Raw genomic sequence first — 24,221 nt, forward strand, 5'->3', positions numbered from 1 at the left:
GGTTAACTTCGCAGCCAGCGCACATGCCGCCCCAGTTCATCAAATAGCGTCACCACCGAGCGTAACGCCCGGCAATCAGGCCGCGTCAACAACCACAGCGCCGTATCGTGCCCTGCCAGCGCAGGGCCCAGCGGTTGCAGGCCATCGCCCATCAGAAACTCCGGCAGCGCCGCCACGCCCAACCCCGCGCGCACTAATTCGGTCACCGACTGCATGCTGTTGCACCGATAACGGGGACGCACGCCCGGCAAATGCTCACGGCGCCAGATGACGGTGGGGTGATCGGGTAAAAAATCGTCCGGCGCGATCCAGGCCAGGTCGGCCCACTCATGGTCTGGGTGCAGGCGCGCATAGTCGGCACTGGCACACACCTGGTAGGTCACCGCACCCAGGCAACGTCCGACAAGATGTGCTGGCGGCGTCTTGGTCAGGCGCAGGGCGATATCCGCATCGCGGCGGCTGAGGTTGGCGAAGTCATTGGAGGTGCTCAGTTCCAGGGTCAACGCCGGGTAGGCCGGCATGAACTGCGCGAGGGCCGGCAACAGCAAGCCTTGCAACACCGAGTCGGTGCAGGTCAGGCGCACGGTACCGCTGATCACTTCACCGCCCTGCTCCACGCCAATACGCGCCGCCTCCAGCGCCTGTTCGGCACGCTCGGCCTGTTGGGCCAGGTTGCTCGCCAGGCTGGTGGGCAAATAACCGGCACGGCTTTTTTCAAACAGGGTCTGGCCCAGCGCCGCCTCCAGCCGCCGCACCGCACGGAATACCGTGGACACATCGACCCGCAGCAGCGCCGCCGCCCGCGCCAGGGTACCGCCGCGCACCAGGGCCAGGATCAATGACAGGTCGGCGTAGTCGATTTGATAGTGCGTGACTGCATTGAACATATGGGCAAACGCCAATATTGATTGCGTGAGCGCCAATCTATAGTGGGTATCACCCCACCACAAGTCATGGACGTACATGATGCCAACCCCCGCGCTGCACCTTGCCCTGATCGGTGATTACACCCCCGATGTGACCGCCCACCAAGCCATTCCCATGGCCCTGCAACAGGCCGCCGACGTTCTGGGCCTGAACGTCCAAGTGCAATGGCTGGCCACCGACACCCTCACCTCCACTTCTGCCCTGAGCGACTTCGACGGTTTCTGGTGCGTGCCCGGCAGCCCCTATCGCGATGTCGACGGCGCCTTACGGGCGATACGTTTTGCCCGCGAACAAGGTCGCCCTTTCCTCGGTACCTGCGGCGGTTTTCAACATGCCGTGCTGGAATATGCCCGCCATGTGCTCGGCTGGGCCGATGCCCAGCACGGCGAATTAATGCCGGATGCTGAACGCGCTGTCATCACGCCGCTGAACTGCTCCCTGGTGGAGGTGAGCGACACCGTACGCCTGGCCCCGTACACGCGCATTGCCCAGGCCTACGGCCGCCTGGACATCCACGAGGGTTACCGTTGCCGCTACGGCATCAACCCCGCCTTTGCCGACGCCCTGCTGGACGCCAACCTGATTCCCACCGGCCACGATTCGGCGGGCGATCTGCGCGCGGTGGAACTGCTCGACCACCCGTTCTTCGTCGCCACCCTGTTCCAGCCCGAACGCGCCGCACTCAAGGGCATCACGCCGCCGCTGGCGATTGCGCTGCTCAAGGCCTGCCAGGAGGTATCGGTATGATCGCCAAGACACCCGCCCCACCTTATTACGCGGTAATTTTCAGCTCGCTGCGCACCGGCGCCGACCTGGGTTATGGCGAGGCCGCCACACGCATGCTGGAACTGGCCAGGCAACAACCGGGGTTCCTGGGGGTGGAATCGGCGCGGGAGGATGGACTGGGGATCACCGTGTCCTACTGGGCCAGTGAGGCGGCGATACTGGCCTGGAAACAGCAGGCCGAGCATCGGCAGGTGCGCGAGCAAGGGCGGGCCACTTGGTATGAGGCGTTTCACACACGGGTATGCAAGGTAGAGCGGGCCTACACCTTCTCCACTTGAATCACCGAACCCGGTGGGAGCTGGCTTGCCTGCGATGCAGACACTTCGGTGATGCAGTGAAACCGCATTGATACTATCGCAGGCAAGCCAGCTCCCACATTTGCTCGTCATCGTTAGCAAAATCGCGGACGCTCAGCTCACCAAACTACGCAACGCGCTGATCTGCGGGATCTCTACCCGGCGCATATACACGCGTAGCGGCTCGGTGAATTTGATGCGGTCGTCGATATTCTGGTCGAGCAACAACTGCAGGCGCGCTCGGCACAGGGTCATGGTGTGGTCGGCGGCCGGCAGCCAGACGAACTCGGCCGTGGGGATGATGCCGTCATCGGCCACGTCCATGCCGAATGAGTCTTCGCTGAAACGTACGATGTACTGGCCGGTCTTGCGGTTGAGGCCGACAAATCCCTGGAGTTGGTCGGCGGCCTGGCAGATAAGCTCGGAAGTGATGCGCATGGTAAACCTCACTGAAAAGTCCCACAGGGACTGGAAAGATGGTTTACACGCGTGGCAGAAATTACCGCCCTCTGACGGGGCAGCTACCCGTAAGAATACTGCAACGCCCTGCAAAAAAGTCGACAAAATTGGCCGGTGCGCACGTTAATGTCGGTTTGGTGATAGCGCCGTTCGCAATCAATTGTTAAAAAGGACACCTTCTCAAAGTTACCTCCACGAAAGGACTTCGCATATGCCTGTCACGTTTTCCAAAAGCGCCTTGCTGCTGGCGTTGATGCTCGGCCTTGGCCAGGCACAGGCTGCCGAACCGGTCAGCCCGGCCGAATTGGCGACAAACGAAGGCATCCCCTATCCTGCCGTGATCGCTCACCGTGGCGCATCCTACGACGCACCTGAATCCACCGCCGCTGCCTACAAAGTTGCACGCGACCTGGGCGCCGACTACCTGGAACTGGACTTGCAACGCAGCAAGGACGGCGTGCTGTTCGCTCTGCACGACAACAACCTGCAGCGCACCACCGACGTCGCCACCAAGTTCCCCGAGCGCAAAGACGCGCCTGCCAACGAGTTCACCTGGAAAGAACTGCAAACCCTCGACGCCGGCAGCTGGTTCAACGCCGCCTACCCGGACCGCGCGCGCCCTGGTTTCGTTGGCCTGAAAATCCTGAGCCTGGACGACATCATCAAGATCGCCGAAGGCAACCCCTCGCACAAACCCGGCCTGTACATCGAGACCAAGGAGCCCAAGCAGTTCCCGGGCATCGAAGCCGACCTGAAAAACAAGCTGCTGGACAAAGGCTGGCTGAGCTCCGCCGGCTCCAAGCTGGGCAAGAGCAACACCGGTGTCGGCCAAGGCAAGGGCCGCGTGGTGCTGCAAACCTTCGAAACCGCCAGCCTCAAAGAGCTGCAGAAAGAAATGCCCAACACTCCGAAAATCCTGCTGTTGTGGGTGGGTGAAGGCAGCATCGAGCCCAAATCCAAAGTGACCTTCGCCGAGTCTGGCGAAGCCACCAAGGCCGCCTACTACGCCAAGCAAGAGCCCAAAGATGCCGCCGAATTCGAAAAGTGGGTCGATGAGGCCAAAAGCCTTGGCGCCATCGGCACCGGCCCGTCGGCTGAGCTGACCGACCACGGCGACCAGAGCTACACCGACCTGGTGAAGCCGGAAATGAACAAGCTGACCCACGACAAGGGCCTGCTGGTGCATGTGTATACCGTGGATGAGCCGGTGGACTTCGAGAAGGTCATGAAGGCCGGCGTCGATGGCATCTTCACCAACCGCGCCGCCGAGCTGTTGAAGTTCTACAAGCGCTGGCCGTCGTCCAGCGTGCAAGACCTGCTCAACGACCATAAGTACTAAAAGCGTTGGTGTCAGTGAGCCATTAAGGATGAGTTAAGTTGCGCTGGTTAATCTGGCGCCACTTAAACAGCTCAACCTAAGAAGGACATACACCATGAAAACCTTGACCGCCCTGTTCGCCGCTACTGCCCTGACCTTGACCGCCGGCCTGGCCCAGGCTGATGTTCGTCCAGACCAGATTCCCAGCCTGCTCAAGACCGGTGAAGTGATGGCGTTCGAAAAGCTCAACGCCGCCGCCGTCGCCCAACATGCCGGCGCTACCATCAACGATACCGAGTTGGATCACGAAGCTGGCAAGCTGGTCTACGAAGTGGACCTGACCGACACCACCGGCAAGAAATGGGATGTGAAGCTCGACGCCAAAACCGGTGCCGTGCTGGAAAACAAGCAAGACACCTGAGTTGAACCTTGAAAAAACGCGCCACCTTCGGGTGGCGCGTTTTTTTATGCGCGCCTCAAACCGTCACATAACCGTCATACCGCCTTGCAATGATTCGCTCAGGAACCTGTGAAACGTCCTACAGGCCCTTTCTCTGCGAGTCGCCATGAACCACAGCATCGACCACGGCCATCAAGATTCCGATCTGTTTGGCCTGCTTTACGGTTTTCGTTTTCGCCCCGGCGAGAAAGGCCAACAAATTGATTCCGCCACCGCCCTCGCCGCCTTGCAGCAACCGCCAGATCCGGAAGAATTCCTGTGGCTGCACCTGAACCTGGCGCACGCCGCCTGCGAGCGCTGGATGCAGGCGCATCTGTCACTGCCAGAAGAGTTTTTTGAAGCCTTGCATGAGGGCTCACGCTCCACGCGCATCGAGCATGTGGACTCGGCCTTATTGGCCGTGGTCAACGATGTGGTGTTCAACTTCAGCAGCATGGTGTCGTCGGATATTTCCACGCTGTGGGTGTGTGCGCGCAGCCGCTTGCTGGTGAGCGCACGCCTGCAGCCGTTGCACTCGGTGGATAAATTGCGCTCGTCGGTGAAGGCCGGCGAACACTTTCGCTCCCCCTTGGAGCTGTTGGTGCACCTGCTGCGCGACCAGGGCGAAGTGCTGACGCAGATCGTGCGCAAGACCAGCATCAGCGTTGACCAAATCGAGGATCAGCTGTTGTCTTCGCGCCTGTCCACCAACCGTGCCGAACTGGGCGCCGCCCGCCGCGTGCTGGTGCGCCTGCAACGCCTGCTGGCTTTGGAGCCGGGCTCGCTGCTACGCCTGCTCAATCGCCCGCCGCAATGGCTGCAAAAGGAAGACGTGAAGGAATTGCGCAAATCCACCGAGGAGTTTGCGCTGATCATCAACGACCTGACCGCCCTGGGCGAACGCATCAAGCTGTTGCAGGAAGAGATCGCCGCCAACCTCAATGAACAGAGCAACCGCACATTGTTTACCCTCACAGTGGTGACGGTGCTGGCGCTGCCGATCAACATCATTGCCGGTTTTTTTGGCATGAATGTGGGTGGGGTGCCCCTGTCCCAAGACCCGGAAGGCTTCTGGATACTGGTGGCCTTGGTCGCAACCTTCACCCTGATCGCTGGGCGGTGGGCATTCCGCAAATTCTCAAATTGAAATAAGCCCAAAGGTGGGAACTGGCTTGCCTGCGATTGCGGTGTATCAGCCAAGACAATGCAAGCAGACCCACCGCTATCGCAGGCAAGCCAGCTTCCACAGGGGTTAAGCGTATGTTCAGTGATTGAAGAGTCCCGTCATCGCTCTGAGCCGCTTCTTGTACAACCGCCGCGCCTCCAAAGCCTCCTCCAGACTCACCGCCACAAACCCCGCCCGCTGGTTGGGCTGCATTTGCCCGATCAAGTCCAGGTCGGCGCTGATCACCGTGCCGATCATCGCGTAGCCACCGCCCGACACCGCATCGCGGTGCAGCACAATCGGCTCCAGCCCCGCCGGTACTTGAATCGAGCCAATCGGGTAGCAACTGTCCACGATGTTGGAAGGATCGGAGCCGGCGCCAAACGGCTGTTCCCGCGGCTGGAAGCTCAACGCGCTGCCGCCCTTGAAGCGATAGCCAATGCGATCGGCCTCGGAGCCGACCGTCCACGGCTCGGCAAAAAAGCTGCTTTTGGCCTCCAAGCTCAAGCGTTCGTAATACAGCCCCGGCACCACCCGCAACGTCACATCGCCGCCGACCGAACGCCGCAACGCCATCGGCAAGCTGTTGCCCGCACGCCCGGTACCGCTGGCGCTACCGATCGGCAATTGATCGCCCTCCTGCAAGCGTCGGCCATTAAACCCGCCGAGGGCGCCGAGGGTGTAGGTGGAGCGGCTGCCGAGCACCAACGGCACGTCGATACCGCCGGCGACGGCGAGGTAGGTGCGTGCGCCGGCCTTGGGAAACTCGAACCGCAGCACCTGCCCGGCGCGCACGGCAAAGGCGGTGTCCTGGTGCACCACTTCCCCGTCCAGGCGCGGCGACATCAAGGCGCCGCTCAGGGCCACCAGCGCGTCCTGCTGGAACTCCAGCGCCGGCCCGATCAGCGTGCATTCCAGGCCCGCCGCGCCCACGGGATTGCCCACCAGGTGGTTGGCCGCACTCAACGCGTATTGGTCCAGCGCCCCCGATGGTGGGATGCCCAAATGGTAATAACCTTCGCGGCCCAGGTCCTGCACGGAGGTGGCGAGGCCGGGTTTGAGGACCTTGATCATGCCAGCGCCTCCTGCAGTTTTTTCGGATAGCCGATGGGGTCGGCGAGAAAGGCATCCAGGGAAAACTCCACCGGGCGAATGCGCAAGTCGAAACGCCCGGCGTCCACCTCGGCGACCGCCAGGTCATATGCCTCGCGGTCCATCGGCTTGAACTGCACGATATCGCCAGGGCGGAAGAACACCATGTGCTCCTTGAGGTACGCCAACTGCTGCGCCGGGTCGTAGATCGGTGCCGGGGTAACGCCGAACATCTGATAACCGCCCGCCCCTCGCACTGAGTAGATACAGCCAAAGCAACCGCCATGGCCCAGGGTCAGTTTCGGTGTGTCGGTGCGTGGCCGCAGGTATTTGGGCACCTGCAATTGCCGCTCGCGTTCGACCATCTGGAACATGAAAGGCAAGCCCGCGACAAAGCCGACCATCGACACAAACCACGGCGCGCCACTGTGGGCGGCGATGAACGCTTCCACGTCGGCCAGGCCATTGATGCGTGCCGCGTATTCCAGGTCTGTGCCGCTGGGGTCTTGGTGGCGGTCACGAAAACGCATCAGGGTTTCGTGGGTCCAGGGGTCGTTATAGAGCACCGGGATTTCGATGATGCGCGTGCGCAAGGTGCGTTCGGCCACGGCCTGGGCTTCGGCGCTTTGCACGGCGTCGAGCAGCGCGTGAGGGGCGATGCGGTCAGGGTCGAAGCGAATCTGGAAGGATGCATTGGCCAGGCACACATCCAGTACGCCTTCCAGTGCCAGGCGCTCCACGGCGCGGGTCACCGCCATGCCCTTGAAAAAAGCCTCCAGGGACATGCTGTCGCTGACCTCGGCAAACAGATGTTCATCACCGCCGAAGCTATAGCGGATGGGGGACGTTTCAGCCATGTCTGTTCCTCTTGGAATCTTTGTAGAAAGGCAGGCAAAAAAGTAAGGGTTGGATCTTATCGGGGTGTTCTGACGTCGATACCCGCCTGGTCCAAGGCTTCACGGGTAGCCTCCACCAGATCCAGGGCGCCAGGGGTGTCGCTGTGCAGGCAGATGGAATCGAATTCGATCGCAAGGTCTTCGCCTTCGACGGTACGTACCAGGCCGGCCTGACACGCACGCAAGACCCGGGCGGCCACTGTGGCTGGGGCCAGCGCCCGCACATTGCGGGTAAACACGATGGAGCCGCTCAGGTCGTATTCACGGTCGGCATAGAACTCGCGCACCACCGGCTGCCCCAGTTCCTTGGCGATGCGCCAGATCACTGAGTTGGGCATGCAGTACAGCATCAGCGTGGGCTCAATGATTTGCAGGTTCTGCACCAACAGCCGGGCGGCCTCTTCATCACTGGCCAGGTGCATGTAAAGCGCGCCGTGAGGCTTGATATGTTGCAGGGTCACGCCTTGGGCGCGGGCCATTTCACGCAGGGCACCGAGCTGGTAGAGCATGTCGTCCACCAATTCCTGCGCCGGTGCGTTGATGTGCCGGCGACCGAAACCCACCAGGTCACGAAAGCCTGGGTGCGCGCCGATGGCCACACCCAGTTGCTTGGCGCGCTCGACGGTGCGGCGCATGGTGCCGGGGTCGCCGGCGTGAAAGCCGGTGGCGATATTGGCGGAGCTGATATAGGCCATCAGCTCTGCGTCGACGCCGTCGCCGATGGTCCAGGGGCCAAAGCTTTCGCCCATGTCTGAATTGAAATCCACTGCCTGCATCAGGGGCGCTCCGCCAAAGGTGATGCCCGCAAAGTAGGCCGGGGCTTGACCCCTTGGGAAGATCTATTATCAGATGGCCCATCTTCTGAAAATCAGATAGCTTTTTATCCTCAACCCCAGATCGTTCCCACGCTCTGCGTGGGAATGCAGCCATGGACGCTTTGCGTCCGCACTTGAGACCGTGGCGCGGAGCGCCACAAGAGGTACTCCCACGCAGAGCATGGGAACGATCAATAAGCAGAGTGCGATATGTCTTTAACCTTGCGCCAGGTTCGCTATTTCGTCGCCACTGCGGAAATCGGCCAGATTTCCCAGGCAGCAATTCATCTGAATATTTCCCAATCGGCGGTGACCACAGCGATCAAGGAGCTGGAAGCCATGCTCGGCGTGCAGTTGTTCGTGCGCTCGGCCCAAGGCATGAACCTCACCGACGCCGGGCGGCATTTTCTCAACCGTGCCTATGTGATTGTGCGCAGTGTGGAGGACGCCCTCAACAGCCCGTTGCCGGACTACCGCGCCAGCGGCGTGCTGCGGGTGGCGGCCAGCTACACGGTGCTGGGTTATTTCCTGCCGCACCATTTACAGCGCATGGAGCATTGGCATCCGGACGTAACCATCGAGGTGTTCGAACAGGAGCGCCAGGCCATCGAACAGGGCCTGCTCGACGGCCAGTTCGACATGGCCGTGGTGCTGACCGCCAACCTTACCCACGCGGATATCGTCTCGGAAATTCTGTTCAACTCCGAGCGCCGCTTGTGGCTGCCCAGCCATCACCCGTTGTGCGAACGCGGTGCCGTGAGCCTGGCCGACGTGGCCCAAGAACCCTACATTTTGCTCACCGTCGACGAAGCCGAACACAGCGCCATGCGCTACTGGGAACAGGCCGGGCAAACGCCCAAGGTGCGGCTGCGCACCAGCTCAGTGGAGGCGGTGCGCAGCATGGTAGCCAACGGCAGCGGCGTGGCGATCCTGTCAGACCTGGTGCACCGGCCCTGGTCCCTGGAAGGCAAACGCATCGAAACCCTGACCGTGACCGACCCGGTCACACCCATGAGCGTCGGCCTGGCCTGGCACCGCGAGCGCGCGTTTACCCCAGCGATGCAAGCGTTCCGGGATTACTTCCACGACGCGTTTCTGGCGCCCCAGCAGTTGTCGGCACGCCGTTAAAGATGAGCTTGCAGGGTGGCGGTCAACCAGTCCATGAACACCCGCACTCGCAACGGCAGATGCCGCTGGCCGGCGTACAGCAACGACACATCTAAGGGCGGCGCTTGGTAGTCGGGCAGCACCGCCACCAACTCGCCGCTGGCCAATAAGTCGCGTATCCCGAGCTGCGGCACCTGGGTGATGCCAAACCCGCCCAGGCACGCCGATTGATAGGCGTCGGTGCTGTTGACCGTCACCCGGCCTGCCATCGCCAGCCGCTGCACCTTGTTGCCCACCATGTATTCGAACCCGGCCGAGCGTGCGCCCAGCGGCCGCACATAATGCACCAACTGGTGATGCGCCAGGTCTGCCAGGGTTTCGGGCACGCCATACCGTTGCAGGTACGCCGCGCTCGCGCAGTTGACCATCGGCATGCTGCACACCCGCCGCGCTACCACGGTTTGATCGGGCTGGGCGCCGACGCGCACCACGCAATCAAAACCTTCGGCGATCAGGTCCACCTGGCGGTCCGAACCGCTGATCTCCATGTCGATCAGAGGATGGCGCGCCATGAAGGTGGGCAGGTTCGGCAAGATCACGCTGCGTGCCATGACGTTAGGCATGTCTACTCGAATGCGCCCGGCCAGTTGGGTCTCATCCTGGCGAAACAGGCCCTCGAGCTCTTCCATATGCGCCAGCAGGTCCTTGCTGCGTTCATACAACACACGGCCATCCTGGGTCGCCTGCACCTTGCGCGTGGTGCGTTGCAACAGTCGCGCACCGAGCAGCTCTTCCAGGGCCTGCACATGCTCGGACACGGTGGAGCGCGGCAGGCCGAGGCTTTCACCGGCCTGGGTGAAACTCGACAATTCGGTCACCCGTACGAAGGTGCGCAGCAGCTCTAGCTTGTTCATGGATTGTTCGCCTTATCCGGCCAGTGATTCCGCTATAGCACTGTTTATCACGTTATAGGCGGACAAATACACTCACTCCCACTGACCCCCACTGAGGACTGCACCATGACCCGTAAAATCGCACTCATCACCGGCGCCAGTCGTGGCCTGGGCAAAAGCGCCGCCCTGCACCTGGCTGCGCAAGGCATCGACATCATCGGCACTTACCACAGCGCAGCGGCCGAAGCCCAAGCCGTGGTTGCCCAGGTAGAGGCCTTGGGCGGTCGCGGCGCCATGCTGCAATTGGACGTCAGCCAGAGCGCAACCTTCGATGCATTCGTTGGGCAGATCGGCACCCTGCTCAAGGATGTGTTCGCCCAGGAACATTTCAACTTCCTGATCAACAACGCCGGGGTTGGCACCTACGCAAGCTTTGCCGAAACCACCGAAGCCCAGTTCGACCAGTTGGTGGCGATCCATGTGAAGGCACCGTTTTTCCTCACGCAAAAACTGCTGCCGCTGATCAGCGATGGCGGGCGCATTATCAATGTCTCCAGCGGCCTGGCGCGCTTCAGCCTGCCGGGTTATGCCGCTTACGCGTCCATGAAAGGCGCGGTGGAAGTCTTGTCGCGCTACCAGGCTAAAGAGCTGGGCCCACGGGGTATTACCGTGAACACCCTGGCACCGGGCGCGATTGCCACTGACTTCGGCGGCGGCGCGGTACGCGATAACACCGATGTGAATGCGATGGTTGCCAATAACACCGCCCTGGGCCGCGCTGGCTTGCCAGACGATATTGGCGGGGCGATTTCGACCTTGCTGGCCGATGGCAGTCATTGGATCACCGGCCAGCGGATCGAGGCGTCGGGGGGGATGTTCCTCTAAACGGCTTCCCCTCTGTAGGAGCGAGCTTGCTCGCGAAAAACTCAAGAGCGCCGCGTGTTTCCAGAGGCCTCGCGTTATCGTTAGCGATCTTCGCGAGCAAGCTCGCTCCTACAGTGGGCGGCGTTTTTTTCGCTGATTTTTTCCCGAATGACGTCATAACCCCAGTGGTACACGTAGGTGTACGGCAGGAAGAACAACAGCACGCCAATGTCGAGGATGAAGGCCTCCAGCAGGCTGATCTTCATCAAGGCGGCAATCAACGGCACTGCCAAGAGAATCAGGCCGCCTTCAAACAACAGCGCGTGCAGCACACGGGTCCAACCACCGTTGGCCAGTTGCAGGCGGGTTTTAAGGCGGTCGAACAGGCTGTTAAACACCACGTTCCAGCTCAGTGCCAACAGGCTGATGCCCAGGGTCACTGCGCCCATTTCCAGCGCCGGCCGGCCGGTGATCCACACCAACAGCGGCGTGCAAATCAATAAGGCCAGCCCTTCGAAACCAAGGGCTTGAAACACGCGTTCAGTAAAGGATTTGGTAGGGGTCATGACCCGGCTCCGTGAGTGACGATGGTTGCCATGATCAGGCTTTGTATCGATACTTCACAACCAATAACCATCGATCAAGGCGATAGTCATGGCCTCCCATGAAGTGCTTCAGGCGTTTGTCCAGGCTGCCACCCAAGGCTCGTTTTCCGCGGCGGCGCGCAAGCTGGGCAAAAGCCAGTCCACCGTGAGCGCGGCAGTGGCCAGCCTTGAGATTGACCTGAACGTGGTGCTGTTTGACCGCAGCAGCCGCAAGCCGACCCTCACGCCGGCGGGGCAAGTGTTGCTGCAAAGGGCTGAGCAAGTGCTGGAAGCCAGTAGCCGCCTGGAGCTGGCAGCCAGTCAGTTATCGCAAGGCCTGGAGCCGAAGTTGAGTCTCGCCATGTCCGATACTTACCAATCCGATCGATTCGAGGTCGCCCTCACGGCCTTCGAGCAACGCTACCCGGACCTTGAGCTGGAATGCCTGATCGCGGAATGCGAAGACTTGATCGCACTGGTGCAAAGTGGCCGGGCGCAGATCGCGTTTATCGAGAAACAAGAAGCCTACCCGCCGGACCTTTCCTTCTCCACGGTGGAGGAGCGCACGGAGATCGCGCTGTTTGTCTCGCCTGGACACCCATTGGCGACCCTGGACAAGGTTCACCCGCACACCTTGCAACAACACCGGGAGTTGCGTTTGGCGAGCATCATCAGCCCCAATGAAAACCGCGGTACGCAGCGAGTATGGTCGGCGCCGAGTTACCTGATGCTGATGGAGATGGCACAGCTGGGGTTTGGCTGGGCACCGATTCCACGCTGGCTGGTGGAGCGCTTTGGCGGCAACCAGTTGGTTGAACTCAAGGTGCGCAGTTGGCCGCGTTCGGTGGCGGTGGATGCGCTGTGGTCCCGGCACCAGCCGCCGGGGCCTGCGGGGAGCTGGTTGCTGGGCAAGATGCTGGAATGAGCCTGTAGGAGCGAGCTTGCTCGCGAAGAACGTCAACGATAACGCGTGCTTCCTGAAGAAACGTGGCGTCTGTGAGTTTTTCGCGAGCAAGCTCGCTCCTACATTTGGATCGTCACTGCCTGGAGGAATTGAGTTCGGCGAGACGCCGCGTGATGAAGCGTTTTTCTGGCGCCTGTTGCGTCAGCGACAGCGCTTTTTCGTACGCGCTGCGGGCTTCGTCAAACCGCCCCAACTGCCGGCAAAACTCCCCACGCGCCGAATGCGCCAAGTGGTAGTCCTGCAACTCACCGCGCTGCAAAAGATTGTCTACCAGCACCAACCCCGCCAACGGCCCCTGCTCCATCGCCACCGCTACCGCACGGTTCAACTCGATCACCGGCGACGGCACAGACCTGAGCAATACATCGTAGAGCCCGACAATCTGCCGCCAATCGGTTTCTCCTGCGCTGGGCGCCTCGGCGTGCACGGCGGCAATCGCAGCCTGCAAGCAATACGGCCCGAAGCGTGGCGTCATCAGCGCCTGCTCCACCAATGCGCAGCCTTCAGCGATCAAGGCCCTGTCCCAAAGCGTACGATCCTGAGCGTCCAACAGCACCAGTTCGCCGCTGGCAGAAGTGCGGGCAGGCCGACGCGACTCGTGCAGCAACATTAACGCCAGCAAGCCCATGACTTCCGGCTCGGGCAGCAACTCCAGCAGCAAACGCCCCAGGCGAATGGCCTCCAAGGTCAGGTCCTCACGGGTGAGGTCGGCACCCGCTGACGCCGAATAGCCCTCGTTGAACACCAGGTAAATCACCCGCAGCACACTGTCCAATCGTTCGGGCAATTCGGCGCGGGACGGCACTTGATACGGAATTTTCGCCTCACGGATCTTGCCCTTGGCGCGCACGATGCGTTGGGCAATGGTGGTGGGCGTGGCAAGAAAAGCGTGAGCGATGGCCTCGGTGCTCAGGTCGCAGATCTCGCGCAAGGTCAGCGCAACCTGGGCATTGGCTGCCAACGCTGGGTGGCAGCAAGTGAACATCAGGCGCAGGCGGTCGTCTTCCACGTCTTCATCACTCCAAGGCGCGACCTCCAACGCCTCGGCCTGCTCTTCCAATAACGGGGTAAAACGCGACTGCCGACGCAGGCGGTCGATGGCTTTGAAGCGACCGGTGGACACCAGCCACGCCCGTGGATTATCCGGCACGCCATCCTCGGGCCAGCGCTGCAGGGCGACAAAAAATGCTTCGTGCAGCGCCTCCTCGGCCAAGTCGAAATCACCCAGCACACGAATCAACGTCGCGAGCACGCGGCGTGATTCGCGGCGGTAAATAGCGTCGATCTGCTGGGTCAATCGACCATGTCCTCGGTCACCAACTTCACCAGGCGGTCCAGGCTCTGGCCCCAGCCGTCATGAAAGCCCATGGCTTCGTGGACCTGCTTGTCCTCGGCACTCCAGTGCATGGCGCGGGCGGTATAGAGCGTCTTTTCGCCGACCTCCTCAAAGGTGACTTCGGCGCTCATGAACGGCTTGCCCGAAGGCACCCAACCCGGCATGAACGCGTCGGTAAACACCAGGCGGTTGGGCGCATCGATTTCCAGGAACACGCCCTGGGTCGGGAACTCGCTGCCATCGGGCGCACGCATCAAGGTGCGGAACAAGCCGCCGACCCACAGGTTCATCTCGCATTCAGGGGTGGTCATGCCGTGGGGGCCCCACCATTGTTGCAGCAGGGTTGGCTCAGTCCAGGCGCGAAACACCCGGCGGCGCGGCGCATCGATCAAGCGGCTGATGGACAGTTCAAATTGGGCGGGTTGAGTGTTCACGGGAAACCTCCTCACGTCTTTTGATTATTGTGTTGAGAGATTCAATTGGCGCACGGGGCGCACTTCCACACTGCCGACCCGGGCCGCCGGAATGCCGCCAGCCACCTGGAGCGCTTCATTGAGGTCCTTGGCGTCGATCAGGTAGAACCCGGCGAGCTGCTCCTTGGTTTCGGCAAACGGCCCGTCGGTGATCGACAGCTTGCCGTTGCGCATGCGCACGGTGGTGGCGCTGGTCACCGACTCCAGCGGCTCGGAGGCCAGCATGCGCCCGCTGGCCTGGATGGCCTCGGCGTAGGCCAGACATTCCGAGTCATGGGGGCTGTCGGGCGAGGTGTGCAACGCCTGTTCGTTGCTGTAGATCAGGCACAGGTATTTCATGGCGTTCTCCGTTTTCGGACTACTGACTATAGTTCGCGGTGCTCAAGGTTTCAGGTCGAACAACGCCGTGCCGCTTTGCATATCAAACGGCGCCGACCAGTGCTCGTGCACCACCTTCCATTGGCCATCGATGCGCTGGTAGCCGGCGGTGACACGCATCCAGCAAGCCTTCACCTCACCGTCCGGCCCGGCACCGCCGCAGTGGGCCAGCCAGTGGGCGAATGCGCTGTCTGGCGCTTCGACGACATGCAGTTCATGAAACTCGAAGATGCCGGGGCCGGGGCAGTGCTCCATGCACGCCTCCCAATGCGCGCGATAGGCCGCCTTGCCCTTGAATTGCAGAGCGGTTACAGCGTCGAACGAGACGATATCGTCGGCGTAAAAGCTGACAATCTGGTCGATATCGCGACTGACAACGGCGCCTTTCCATTGCTCGATCAGGCTCTTGATTGCAGTGCTCATGGCGATGACTCCTTGGGGTGGAAAATCACGGAAGACCCCCTTAGTCGAATGGCCCCGAGGGAAATCGACATCCCCCTGAAAAATAATTTCCCGTGGCTCAAACCCGATAAACTGCCACTTCTCTTGCAGCCGTTCGGATAGTCCCATGCCAACCCGCCTCGTTGCTTACGAGGCGCTGAACGCTGTGCAACAACAGCAAGTCGGCGCCATCGAAGTTCACCCTGAACAACTGCCGTTTTGCGGTGATATGTATTGCGCCCTCAATACCCTGCTCGCCAACCCGAGCCCTGGGGTCAAGGGCTTTGCGCTGTTGGTCGACGACCTTCCTGTGGCGTTCCTGCTGCTCAAGCGACCACCGTGCCTGCCTCATTGGGCCGATGAACACAGCGCCACACTCCACGCGCTACAGGTAGACCGGCATCAGCAGGGGCGTGGATACGGTAAGATGTGTTTGCAGGCGTTGCCCGCCGTGGCGCGCGAGGCCTGGCCGCAGATCAAGGGGTTGGAGTTGTCGGTGGATGCCCACAACCTGGCGGCAATGGGGTTGTATCTGGGGGCGGGATGGGTCGATCGCGGTGAGGCGTACAAGGGTCGCGTAGGGTATGAGCGCCGGTTGAGTTTCAGGTTTAATCCATAGCGGCAATGTCACGTAAACATGACTTTTAAGCGTGCATGTCGTGTTTACGTGACATCGGGTGCAGTGTCAGCCCCGCTCCCCGATCGGCAGCCAGATTTCCACCGTCCCCGTGCCCTTCCTGGCATCGAAGTCCGCGCTATAGCGCTCGAAATCCGCACCCATGACCTTGTAGCCCGAATGCGGCAGCCATTCGAACATGATGCGCTCGTAGGTTTGCTCAAGCGCCTGCACCGGCCCGTAGTGGGGGAACACGGCATAGTTGAGTGGCGGAATTTCGATCACCTCGAAATTGCTCGGCACGTCCTTCTTGGCCGGGACTTCAACACCTGCCAGGTAATCGAATTCGCCGTGATGCGGGTTATGGCACACCCCGTAGGTCACACCGCCGACGCGCTTCTTGATGTCCTTGATACAGGTATCGAACAACTCCCACAGCCGTGGGATATCGCCAACGGTGGCCTTCGAATATCGCCCTTGTACCCCGGCGATCACCAGGGCCTTACCGGCTTCCAGGCGTGGCTCCAACGGTTGTTTTGTCTGCTGATCCATACGAACAGTCTCCTTCTTATGAGGGAACAAACCCGCATCGAGTATAGGGGCATATCCGCGTTGTACTCCATGTAGAAAAATTTCCTACGCATCTGGACAACTGGCCATCATCGCCCGTATTGTCTGCCCCGCAGGCCACCGCAGTGGCCGACGTCGCTCGGACGGTTCCGGGCGCTTACGTACCTCGAGGCAACAATGGCAGACCAAGGTTCGCCGCGCCGCTTTGCGCGCATAGATCGACTCCCCCCGTATGTTTTCAATATCACTGCCGAGCTGAAGATGGCTGCGCGTCGGCGCGGCGAAGACATCATCGACTTGAGCATGGGTAATCCTGACGGCGCCACGCCTCCTCATATCGTGGAGAAAATGGTCACCGTCGCCCAGCGTGAAGACACCCACGGCTACTCCACCTCCAAAGGCATTCCGCGCTTGCGCCGGGCGATTTCGCGTTGGTACAAGGACCGTTACGCGGTGGAAATCGACCCGGAGTCCGAAGCTATCGTGACCATCGGTTCCAAGGAAGGCCTGGCGCACTTGATGCTGGCCACCCTGGACCAGGGCGATACCGTGCTGGTGCCCAACCCCAGCTACCCGATTCATATCTACGGCGCAGTGATTGCCGGCGCCCAGGTACGTTCGGTGCCGCTGATACCGGGCGTGGATTTCTTCGCTGAGCTGGAGCGCGCGATTCGTGGCTCGATCCCCAAGCCGAAGATGATGATCCTCGGCTTCCCGTCCAACCCGACCGCGCAGTGCGTGGAGCTGGACTTCTTCGAACGGGTGATCGCCCTGGCCAAGCAGTACGACGTGCTGGTGGTGCACGACCTGGCCTACGCCGACATCGTCTACGACGGCTGGAAAGCCCCCTCGATCATGCAAGTGCCCGGCGCCAAGGACATTGCGGTGGAGTTTTTCACCCTGTCCAAGAGCTACAACATGGCCGGCTGGCGCATCGGCTTCATGGTGGGCAACCCTGAACTGGTCAACGCCCTGGCACGCATCAAGAGCTACCACGACTACGGCACCTTCACCCCGCTGCAAGTGGCGGCGATTGCGGCGCTGGAAGGCGACCAACAGTGCGTGAAGGACATCGCCGAGCAGTACCGCCAGCGTCGCAATGTGCTGGTCAAGGGCCTGCATGAACTGGGCTGGATGGTGGAGAATCCGAAGGCGTCGATGTACGTCTGGGCCAAGATTCCCGAGCAGTACGCGGCCATGGGCTCGCTGGAGTTTGCCAAGAAACTGCTATTGGAAGCGAAGGTGTGTGTGTCGCCGGGGATCGGCTTTGGTGAGTATGGCGACGATCATGTGCGCTTTGCGCTGATCGAAAACCAGGACCGGATTCGCCAGGCCGTGCGTGGGATTCGCGGGATGTTCAGGGCGGATGGGTTGGTGACCAAAGCCTGACTTGATCCACCTGAAGAAACCCAATCAATGTGGGAGCTGGCTTGCCTGCGATGGCAGTGTTGGATTCACTACCGCAATCGCAGGCAAGCCAGCTCTCACATTTGATCAGTTCCCACTCTTGCTTTGGGGTGTGGCTTACACCACCAACGACAGCAACATGATGAAGATCAGCGCCACGATCGACAGAATGGTCTCCATCGCCGTCCAGGTCTTGAACGTCTCGGCCACGGTCATGTTGAAGTACTGCTTGACCAGCCAGAACCCCGCATCGTTGACGTGAGACAGGATCAACGAACCCGCGCCCGTCGCCAGTACCAGCAACTCGCGGTTGACGCCAGGGATCATCCCCACCACCGGCACCACAATGCCCGCGCCGGTAATGGTCGCGACCGTCGCTGAACCGGTGGCAATCCGAATCACCGCCGCCACCAGCCACGCCAGCAGGATCGGGTTGATCTGCGCGTTCACCGCCATATGGCCGATCACGTCGCCCACGCCGCTGGTCACCAGCATCTGCTTGAAGCCACCACCGGCACCGATGATCAGGATGATCGCGGCGGTGGGCGCAAGGCTGGCGTCGAGCAGCTTGAGGATCTGCTTGGAGTGGATGCCCTGGCGATGGCCAAAGGTGTACAGCGATAACAGCAAAGCCAGCAACAGTGCGGTGATCGGGTGGCCGATCATGTCCATCCAGTTGCGCACCACGTTGCCTTCGGCAAAGGCGATGTCGGCAAAGGTTTTGAGCAGCATCAGGAATACCGGCAAGAGCACGGTGACCAGGGTGATGCTGAAGCTGGGCAGCGACTTGTTATCGGTCTCGCGGGCCAGTTGGTCCACCAGTTCCTGGGACGGGTTGCCCGGGATGTACTTGGCGATGAACGTACCGAAGATCGGGCCGGCGATGATGGCGGTCGGCAGTGCGACGATCAGGCCGTACAGGATGGTCTTGCCGATATCGGCACCGAACACGCCGATGGCCAGCAGCGGGCCCGGGTGCGGTGGCACCAGGCCGTGCACCGCCGACAGACCGGCCAGCAGCGGGATACCGATCTTGATCAACGACACGCCGGTACGCCGGGCGACGATAAACACCAGCGGGATCAGCAAAACAAAGCCGATTTCGAAGAACAGCGGGATGCCCACCAGGAACGCGGCGAACATCATGGCCCACTGGACCTTCTCTTTGCCGAAGGCGCGGATCAGGGTCTGGGCGATCTGATCGGCACCGCCGGACTCGGCCATCATCTTGCCGAGCATCGTGCCCAGCGCGAGGATGATGCCGACAAAGCCGAGCACCCCGCCGAAACCGTCCTGGAACGCCTTGATGATCTTGTCCACGGGCATGCCCGAGGTCAGGCCGAGGAAACCGGCCGCGATGATCAGTGCAATGAACGGGTGCACCTTGAACTTGGTGATCATTACGATCAACCCGATGATAGTGACTACTGCATCTAGCAGCAGGTAAGACTCGTGGGACATGCCAAACATGGGGGGTCTCTCCTGTTTGTTGTTGTTATTAAAGCGGGTGTTGAACTTCCTGCCGGGGATAGCGCTATCTTTTCCGGCAAAAAATTAATGAGTAGGTTCAAAGCCGTGCTTGCGCCACCAGGTATGGGTCTGCGCGGCCAGTTCCTCGACGCTGTCTTCACTGGCGTTCAAGGCCAGGGTCAGCGGCTCGCCCTTGGGCGATTCAAGTGTGGCGAACTGGCTGTCGATCAGGCTCGCCGGCATGAAATGGCCGGGGCGGTGAGACACGCGGTCAGCGGCGACTTCACGGGTCAGCTCCAGGAAGACAAAACCCAGGCCCGGCGCAGCTTCGCGCAGGTGGTCACGGTATTTTTTCTTCAGGGCCGAACAGGTCAGTACAGGATGCTCGCCCGCTTTCAACGCGCGACGCAGTTCATCGCACAGGATATCGAGCCAGCCGGCGCGGTCGTCGTCGTTGAGGGGGTGGCCGGCGCTCATCTTTTCGATGTTCGCGGCAGGGTGAAAGCTGTCGCCTTCAATGGCAGTGGCGCCGTTAAGGGCGCACAGGGCTTGGCTGACGCTGGACTTGCCACAGCCGGAAACACCCATGATGACCAGGGCGGTAACAGGTTGACTCATGAAACACCTCAGGACGCAGATAGCGCTACCTTTGCATAGCGTAAGGCTAGTGCAAAAACAGGCTTTTCCCGCGCCGACTTGTCATTTTTATGGAGTGACGCGTGCATCCGTTCCAACAGATTGACTTCAAGAGCTGGACAGGATCAGGCAACCCTTTATCCAAGAATTTGCAGCCCTTTGGAGACAGCGCTACCTTAGTGCCTCGATTTTTGTTTGGCAAGCCGCCTGATGACCTCCAAGAACGATAAAAATACCCGCACGACGGGCCGCCCTACCCTCAATGAAGTTGCGCGCCTGGCCGGCGTCAGCCCGATCACCGCCTCCCGTGCCCTGCGCGGCATCAGCACCGTGGCCACCGAACTGGTGGAAAAAGTGCAACAGGCCGCCGCCGAACTGAGCTACGTGGTCAACCCCGCCGCCCGGGCACTGGCCTCGGCGCAGAGCCATTCGGTGGTGGTGCTGGTGCCGTCACTGTCCAACCTGCTGTTTATCGAAACCCTCGAAGCTATCCATCAGGTACTGCGGCCCAAGGGCTTTGAAGTACTGATTGGCAACTCCCATTATTCGCGTGATGAAGAAGAAGACCTGCTGCGCAACTACATGGCCTACCAGCCACGGGGTTTGTTGCTGACCGGTTTTGACCGCACCGAAAGCGCGCGACGAATGGTCGAGGCCAGCAATGTGCCCTGTGTGTACATGATGGATCTGGACCCCAATGCCGGGGTGAACTGTGTGGGCTTCTCGCAACTGGCCGCCGGCGAGACCGCGGCGGCGCACTTGCTGTCCCGGGGGCGCAAGCGCCTGGCCTATATCGGCGCACAACTGGACCAACGCACCTTGCTGCGTGGCGAAGGCTTTCGCCGCGCCTTGCAACAGGCCGGCATGTACGATCCGGCGCTGGAGCTGCTGACGCCACGGCCGTCCTCCGTGGGCCTGGGAGGCGAACTGTTTTTGCAACTGCTGGCCGCCCACCCGGATGTGGACGCGATCTTCTTCGGCAACGACGACCTGGCCCAGGGCGCCCTGCTCGAAGCCCTGCGCCATGGCATCAAGGTGCCTGAACGTGTGGCGGTGCTGGGCTTCAACGACCTACCCGCCTCGTCATTCATGGTGCCGCGCCTGAGCAGCATCAGCACGCCACGGGAAGCCATCGGGCGTCGGGCAGCAGAGCATCTGCTGACGATCATGGCGGGCAACAAGGTGGCCAAGCCAGTGGTGGATATGGGGTTTGAGTTGCAGGTGCGCGAGAGCACCTGAGCGTCGAGCCGAACGCAATCAATGTGAGAGCTGGCCATGTAGTGTCCACAGAATCAGCGCCTGGCACAGATCCCCTGTGGGAGCGGGCTTGCTCGCGAAGGCGGTGGCTCAGTCAACGCATCTTCAACTGAACCACCGCTATCGCAGGCAAGCCAGCTCCCACATTTTCGGCCGTGCCCGCTTCACACCCTCGCCGCCGTGCCCGGCCCCTGCTAGATTGGTCACTCTCTTAGATGCCAGGGAAGCACCATGGGCCATTCACTGAAAATCTTGGGTCGTACCTCTTCAATCAACGTGCGAAAAGTACTGTGGACCTGCCAGGAGTTGGGCATCGACTACGTGCGCGAAGACTGGGGCATCGGTTTCAAGCCTACCCAATCCCCCGATTTCCTCGCCTTGAACCCCAACGCCCAGGTGCCAGTGCTGATCGACGACCATGGCGTGCTGTGGGAGTCCAATACCATCTGCCGCTACCTTGTCGGCCTCTACCAGCGCCATGACTTGCTACCCGTTGAGCCTGCCTTGCGTGCACGGGTCGAACAGTGGATGGACTGGCAAGCCACCGAACTCAACCCTTCGTGGGGCTATGCGTTCCACGCACTGGTGCGTCAAAACCCGGACTATCAGGACCCGCAACGCATCCAGGCGGGTGTGCAGGCCTGGAATGACAAGATGGCCTTGCTAGAACAACAGTTGACCAAGACCGGCGCCTACGTGGCCGGCGAAGAGTTCACCCTCGCTGACATCTTGATAGGCCTTTCGGTACATCGGTGGCAGATGACACCCATGGAGCGGCCACCCTACCCCGCCATCGCGGCGTATTACCAACGCCTCAGCCAGCACGCCGGCTTCAAGACGTTCGCGCTCGACGGCCACAATTAGAGAAGCAGTTGCGCACGTTAAGCTCCAAGCCCAATAGCGGTTTGGCTTAAAGCTCGAAGCTTCCAACTCGCCCAACTGAAGGTTATTCATGCCCACACTCGCCGCCTGCGTCTCAGACCCAACCCGCGCCGCCCACATCAGCGCCCGCATCGACCGCCTGCCCGCCGTCGCCACTATTTGGCGCCTGGTGGCGTTGCTCTCCATCGGCGGTTTTTTCGAGCTGTATGACCTGTTCCAAACCGCCTATATCAGCCCTGGCCTGATCAGCGACGGGATTTTTCATACCGGCAGCGAAGGTGTTTTCGGTTTCTCGGACCAAGCCGCTTTCGCCTCGGCCACGTTCCTCGGCCTGTTCCTCGGCGCCAGCCTGCTCAGCCCCATCGCTGACCGCTTCGGGCGACGCGCGATTTTCACCTTTGCGTTGGTCTGGTACACGGTGGCCACGGTGTTGATGGGCATTCAAACCTCGGCCTTGGGCATCATCTGCATGCGCTTTCTGGTGGGCATTGGCCTTGGCATCGAACTGGTGACCATCGACGCCTACCTCTCGGAACTGGTGCCCAAACGTATGCGCAGTTCGGCGTTTGCCTTTGCGTTTTTTATCCAGTTTCTGTCCGTACCGGCCGTGGCGTTGATGTCGTGGTGGCTGGTGCCACAGGCGCCGTTCGGTATCGCCGGGTGGCGCTGGGTGGTGTTGAGCAGTGCAGTGTTTGCATTGTTTATCTGGCAACTGCGCAAGCGCCTGCCGGAGTCACCGCGCTGGCTTGCACAAAAGGGACGCTTCGAAGAGGCCGACACGATCCTGAACAACCTGGAGGCACGCTGCCGAAAGGACCAAGGCAAGCCGCTGGACGAACCGGAACCCGAAGCGATCAGCGTGCAGGGCAATGGCCGTTTCGCCGATATCTGGCAGCCGCCCTACCGTCGCCGCGCCTTGATGCTGATCGTGTTTCATGTATTCCAGGCCATCGGCTTCTTCGGCTTCGGCAACTGGCTGCCGGCCTTGCTCTCGGGCCAGGGTGTCAGCGTGACCCACAGCCTGCTCTACGCCTTCATCATCACCCTCGCCTACCCGCTGGGCCCGCTGTTGTTCGTCAAGGTGGCCAACCGCTTCGAGAACAAGTGGCAAATTGTCGGATCGGCCATGGGTGCAGTGATTTTCGGCAGCCTGTTTGCCCTGCAAACCACGGCGTTAGGGCTGATTTTCTGCGGGGTGATGATCACCTTCTGCAATGCCTGGCTGAGCTTCAGTTATCACTCGTACCAAAGCGAATTGTTCCCCACCAATATCCGTGCGCGAGCGGTCGGGTTCTGTTATTCGTTCAGCCGTTTATCCACGGTGTTCAGCAGCCTGTTGATCGGTTTTATCCTCGAACACCTGGGCACGCCGGGCGTGTTGGCGTTTATTGCCAGCAGCATGTTGATCGTGATGATTACCATCAGTTGGTTTGGGCCGCGCACGCGCAACCTGGCGCTGGAGAACATCGCTCACTGACGGCAACGGTTGGCCGCACAAGGAGAAGGCTTGCCGCGTCGACGACGCCAGCCCCAGTAAACACTGGGGTCTGGCAACCGGCACAGTATTTGCTCCAGCTGTCGCACCGTCTGTTTTCATAGGTGAACGATCATGCTGGTTAACAACACTCAAGCGGCGTCGAACGTGCAACAGATCACGCGACCCGACATGGACCCCGCCAACGCCGCCGCCAGTGCGCTGTACAGCGGCGCCCTGCAGGCTGCGCAACACAGCGTGACAGTGCCCGCCGCGCAGAGGGAATTGGACAAGGCCAGCGATCGCATCGACGAAGCCTTCGCCAAGACTCGCGTGCAGTTACAGGCCACAACTAATGGGGCACGTACCGAGTTCACCGAATACATGAGCAAGACCCCAGCCGAACGTATTCGTGAACAGTTACTCAAGGAACAAGGGCTGACCGAAGAACAAGTGCAGGCGATGCCCCAGGACAAACAAGACGCCATCGCCAAACAAGTGGCCGAGCGCTTGAAAGAGCAGCAACAGCAGCAGGTGGCGGCGAAGGCTACTGCTTCGCCAGCCCAGACACTTAAAGAAACCTTGGCCGCGATCTAAACAGGTGCGAGCTGGCTTGCCTGCGATGCAAACAACTCGGTGGATCTGCAGGACCGAGGTGATGCTATCGCAGGCAAGC

Annotated in this window: 28 protein-coding genes; 14 read left to right on the forward strand and 14 right to left on the reverse strand. The window is 60.9% G+C overall.

Going from position 1 to position 24,221, the window contains the following annotated elements:
- Window positions 1-2: 2 nt before the first annotated feature.
- Complete coding sequence (locus OC445_RS18885; RefSeq protein WP_054896730.1) at window positions 3-887, reverse strand: LysR family transcriptional regulator; 885 nt, start codon at window positions 885-887, stop codon at window positions 3-5.
- Window positions 888-966: 79 nt separating this feature from the next.
- On the opposite strand from OC445_RS18885, the gene OC445_RS18890 reads away from it, so the two are divergent.
- Both OC445_RS18890 and OC445_RS18895 read left to right on the forward strand, forming a co-directional pair.
- Window positions 967-1,674, forward strand: coding sequence for a CTP synthase (locus OC445_RS18890; RefSeq protein ID WP_089042443.1), 708 nt, complete (start codon window positions 967-969; stop codon window positions 1,672-1,674).
- On the forward strand, window positions 1,671-1,991 hold the full coding sequence (locus tag OC445_RS18895; RefSeq protein WP_054918277.1) for an antibiotic biosynthesis monooxygenase family protein: 321 nt from the start codon (window positions 1,671-1,673) through the stop codon (window positions 1,989-1,991). Before OC445_RS18890 ends, OC445_RS18895 begins: the two co-directional genes overlap by 4 nt.
- 132 nt (window positions 1,992-2,123) lie before the next feature.
- On the opposite strand, the gene OC445_RS18900 is transcribed toward OC445_RS18895, so the two are convergent.
- Window positions 2,124-2,447 carry a DUF2025 family protein gene (locus OC445_RS18900; RefSeq protein WP_089042441.1) on the reverse strand — a complete coding sequence of 108 codons (324 nt, stop codon included), beginning with the start codon at window positions 2,445-2,447 and terminating at the stop codon, window positions 2,124-2,126.
- A 232-nt stretch (window positions 2,448-2,679) separates the two neighbouring features.
- Between OC445_RS18900 and OC445_RS18905 the strand changes: the two genes are divergently transcribed.
- The 3 genes from OC445_RS18905 to OC445_RS18915 all read left to right on the forward strand — a co-directional run bounded on the left by OC445_RS18905 (window position 2,680) and on the right by OC445_RS18915 (window position 5,372).
- Window positions 2,680-3,807 carry a glycerophosphodiester phosphodiesterase gene (locus OC445_RS18905; protein WP_034128488.1) on the forward strand — a complete coding sequence of 376 codons (1,128 nt, stop codon included), beginning with the start codon at window positions 2,680-2,682 and terminating at the stop codon, window positions 3,805-3,807.
- Window positions 3,808-3,901: 94 nt separating this feature from the next.
- Window positions 3,902-4,207: a PepSY domain-containing protein gene (locus tag OC445_RS18910; RefSeq protein WP_034128489.1), complete on the forward strand. Its 306-nt coding sequence runs from the start codon at window positions 3,902-3,904 to the stop codon at window positions 4,205-4,207.
- Window positions 4,208-4,352: 145 nt separating this feature from the next.
- Window positions 4,353-5,372: a transporter gene (locus OC445_RS18915; RefSeq protein WP_057975143.1), complete on the forward strand. Its 1,020-nt coding sequence runs from the start codon at window positions 4,353-4,355 to the stop codon at window positions 5,370-5,372.
- A gap of 117 nt (window positions 5,373-5,489) precedes the next feature.
- Here the strand turns inward: OC445_RS18915 and OC445_RS18920 are convergent, their stop codons facing one another.
- Genes OC445_RS18920 through OC445_RS18930 form a run of 3 tightly spaced genes read right to left on the reverse strand, consistent with a single transcriptional unit; the run spans window position 5,490 to window position 8,154 of the window.
- Window positions 5,490-6,464, reverse strand: coding sequence for a biotin-dependent carboxyltransferase family protein (locus OC445_RS18920; protein WP_054918276.1), 975 nt, complete (start codon window positions 6,462-6,464; stop codon window positions 5,490-5,492).
- On the reverse strand, window positions 6,461-7,339 hold the full coding sequence (locus OC445_RS18925) for a 5-oxoprolinase subunit B family protein (protein WP_198790619.1): 879 nt from the start codon (window positions 7,337-7,339) through the stop codon (window positions 6,461-6,463). The genes OC445_RS18920 and OC445_RS18925 overlap by 4 nt, the downstream gene beginning before the upstream one ends.
- A 56-nt stretch (window positions 7,340-7,395) precedes the next feature.
- Window positions 7,396-8,154, reverse strand: coding sequence for a 5-oxoprolinase subunit PxpA (locus tag OC445_RS18930; RefSeq protein ID WP_198790620.1), 759 nt, complete (start codon window positions 8,152-8,154; stop codon window positions 7,396-7,398).
- A gap of 249 nt (window positions 8,155-8,403) precedes the next feature.
- Between OC445_RS18930 and OC445_RS18935 the strand changes: the two genes are divergently transcribed.
- Complete coding sequence (locus tag OC445_RS18935; protein WP_014719628.1) at window positions 8,404-9,321, forward strand: LysR family transcriptional regulator; 918 nt, start codon at window positions 8,404-8,406, stop codon at window positions 9,319-9,321.
- Here OC445_RS18935 and OC445_RS18940 read toward each other — a convergent pair.
- Window positions 9,318-10,214, reverse strand: coding sequence for a LysR family transcriptional regulator (locus OC445_RS18940; RefSeq protein ID WP_198790621.1), 897 nt, complete (start codon window positions 10,212-10,214; stop codon window positions 9,318-9,320). The two genes, OC445_RS18935 and OC445_RS18940, sit on opposite strands and share 4 nt — an antisense overlap.
- A gap of 105 nt (window positions 10,215-10,319) precedes the next feature.
- Between OC445_RS18940 and OC445_RS18945 the strand changes: the two genes are divergently transcribed.
- The gene (locus OC445_RS18945) at window positions 10,320-11,078 is read left to right on the forward strand and encodes an SDR family NAD(P)-dependent oxidoreductase (protein ID WP_198790622.1); all 759 of its coding nucleotides are present in this window, start codon (window positions 10,320-10,322) and stop codon (window positions 11,076-11,078) included.
- 80 nt (window positions 11,079-11,158) lie between these two features.
- Here the strand turns inward: OC445_RS18945 and OC445_RS18950 are convergent, their stop codons facing one another.
- On the reverse strand, window positions 11,159-11,623 hold the full coding sequence (locus OC445_RS18950; protein ID WP_034128497.1) for a multidrug/biocide efflux PACE transporter: 465 nt from the start codon (window positions 11,621-11,623) through the stop codon (window positions 11,159-11,161).
- A gap of 88 nt (window positions 11,624-11,711) precedes the next feature.
- Between OC445_RS18950 and OC445_RS18955 the strand changes: the two genes are divergently transcribed.
- Window positions 11,712-12,566 (forward strand): LysR family transcriptional regulator, encoded by an 855-nt coding sequence (locus OC445_RS18955; protein WP_034128498.1) that lies wholly within the window; start codon window positions 11,712-11,714, stop codon window positions 12,564-12,566.
- 112 nt (window positions 12,567-12,678) lie between these two features.
- Here OC445_RS18955 and OC445_RS18960 read toward each other — a convergent pair whose 3' ends face one another.
- From OC445_RS18960 to OC445_RS18975, 4 genes are read right to left on the reverse strand one after another with little or no spacing between them, the layout of a single operon-like run.
- Window positions 12,679-13,902, reverse strand: coding sequence for an RNA polymerase sigma factor (locus tag OC445_RS18960; protein ID WP_057975140.1), 1,224 nt, complete (start codon window positions 13,900-13,902; stop codon window positions 12,679-12,681).
- Window positions 13,899-14,375 (reverse strand): SRPBCC family protein, encoded by a 477-nt coding sequence (locus tag OC445_RS18965; RefSeq protein WP_072448473.1) that lies wholly within the window; start codon window positions 14,373-14,375, stop codon window positions 13,899-13,901. Before OC445_RS18965 ends, OC445_RS18960 begins: the two co-directional genes overlap by 4 nt.
- 24 nt (window positions 14,376-14,399) lie before the next feature.
- Window positions 14,400-14,753, reverse strand: coding sequence for a YciI family protein (locus tag OC445_RS18970; protein WP_198790623.1), 354 nt, complete (start codon window positions 14,751-14,753; stop codon window positions 14,400-14,402).
- Window positions 14,754-14,795: 42 nt separating this feature from the next.
- Window positions 14,796-15,215 carry a YybH family protein gene (locus OC445_RS18975; protein WP_060765182.1) on the reverse strand — a complete coding sequence of 140 codons (420 nt, stop codon included), beginning with the start codon at window positions 15,213-15,215 and terminating at the stop codon, window positions 14,796-14,798.
- A gap of 145 nt (window positions 15,216-15,360) precedes the next feature.
- Between OC445_RS18975 and OC445_RS18980 the strand changes: the two genes are divergently transcribed.
- The gene (locus OC445_RS18980; RefSeq protein ID WP_014719637.1) at window positions 15,361-15,852 is read left to right on the forward strand and encodes a GNAT family N-acetyltransferase; all 492 of its coding nucleotides are present in this window, start codon (window positions 15,361-15,363) and stop codon (window positions 15,850-15,852) included.
- 66 nt (window positions 15,853-15,918) lie between these two features.
- On the opposite strand, the gene OC445_RS18985 is transcribed toward OC445_RS18980, so the two are convergent.
- A complete protein-coding gene (locus OC445_RS18985) occupies window positions 15,919-16,401 on the reverse strand; it encodes a GyrI-like domain-containing protein (protein WP_047711634.1) in 483 nt (160 codons plus the stop codon).
- Window positions 16,402-16,596: 195 nt separating this feature from the next.
- Between OC445_RS18985 and alaC the strand changes: the two genes are divergently transcribed.
- Window positions 16,597-17,808, forward strand: coding sequence for an alanine transaminase (gene alaC / locus OC445_RS18990; RefSeq protein WP_057975137.1), 1,212 nt, complete (start codon window positions 16,597-16,599; stop codon window positions 17,806-17,808).
- A gap of 135 nt (window positions 17,809-17,943) precedes the next feature.
- Here the strand turns inward: alaC and OC445_RS18995 are convergent, their stop codons facing one another.
- The gene (locus OC445_RS18995) at window positions 17,944-19,296 is read right to left on the reverse strand and encodes a GntP family permease (protein WP_198790624.1); all 1,353 of its coding nucleotides are present in this window, start codon (window positions 19,294-19,296) and stop codon (window positions 17,944-17,946) included.
- Window positions 19,297-19,380: 84 nt separating this feature from the next.
- Window positions 19,381-19,914 carry a gluconokinase gene (locus OC445_RS19000; protein ID WP_034128504.1) on the reverse strand — a complete coding sequence of 178 codons (534 nt, stop codon included), beginning with the start codon at window positions 19,912-19,914 and terminating at the stop codon, window positions 19,381-19,383.
- Between the two features lie 225 nt (window positions 19,915-20,139).
- On the opposite strand from OC445_RS19000, the gene OC445_RS19005 reads away from it, so the two are divergent.
- From OC445_RS19005 to OC445_RS19020, 4 genes are all read left to right on the forward strand, one after another.
- Window positions 20,140-21,171 carry a LacI family DNA-binding transcriptional regulator gene (locus tag OC445_RS19005; RefSeq protein ID WP_161793224.1) on the forward strand — a complete coding sequence of 344 codons (1,032 nt, stop codon included), beginning with the start codon at window positions 20,140-20,142 and terminating at the stop codon, window positions 21,169-21,171.
- Window positions 21,172-21,420: 249 nt separating this feature from the next.
- Window positions 21,421-22,053 carry a glutathione S-transferase family protein gene (locus OC445_RS19010; protein WP_034128505.1) on the forward strand — a complete coding sequence of 211 codons (633 nt, stop codon included), beginning with the start codon at window positions 21,421-21,423 and terminating at the stop codon, window positions 22,051-22,053.
- An 88-nt stretch (window positions 22,054-22,141) separates the two neighbouring features.
- A complete protein-coding gene (locus tag OC445_RS19015; RefSeq protein WP_198790625.1) occupies window positions 22,142-23,548 on the forward strand; it encodes an MFS transporter in 1,407 nt (468 codons plus the stop codon).
- A 132-nt stretch (window positions 23,549-23,680) separates the two neighbouring features.
- Window positions 23,681-24,142 carry a hypothetical protein gene (locus OC445_RS19020; protein WP_054896713.1) on the forward strand — a complete coding sequence of 154 codons (462 nt, stop codon included), beginning with the start codon at window positions 23,681-23,683 and terminating at the stop codon, window positions 24,140-24,142.
- The last annotated feature ends 79 nt before the right edge of the window (window positions 24,143-24,221 follow it).

The organism is Pseudomonas sp. Pse35, assembly GCF_024519715.1.
In the GTDB taxonomy this organism is placed as follows: Bacteria; Pseudomonadota; Gammaproteobacteria; order Pseudomonadales; family Pseudomonadaceae; genus Aquipseudomonas; species Aquipseudomonas paracarnis.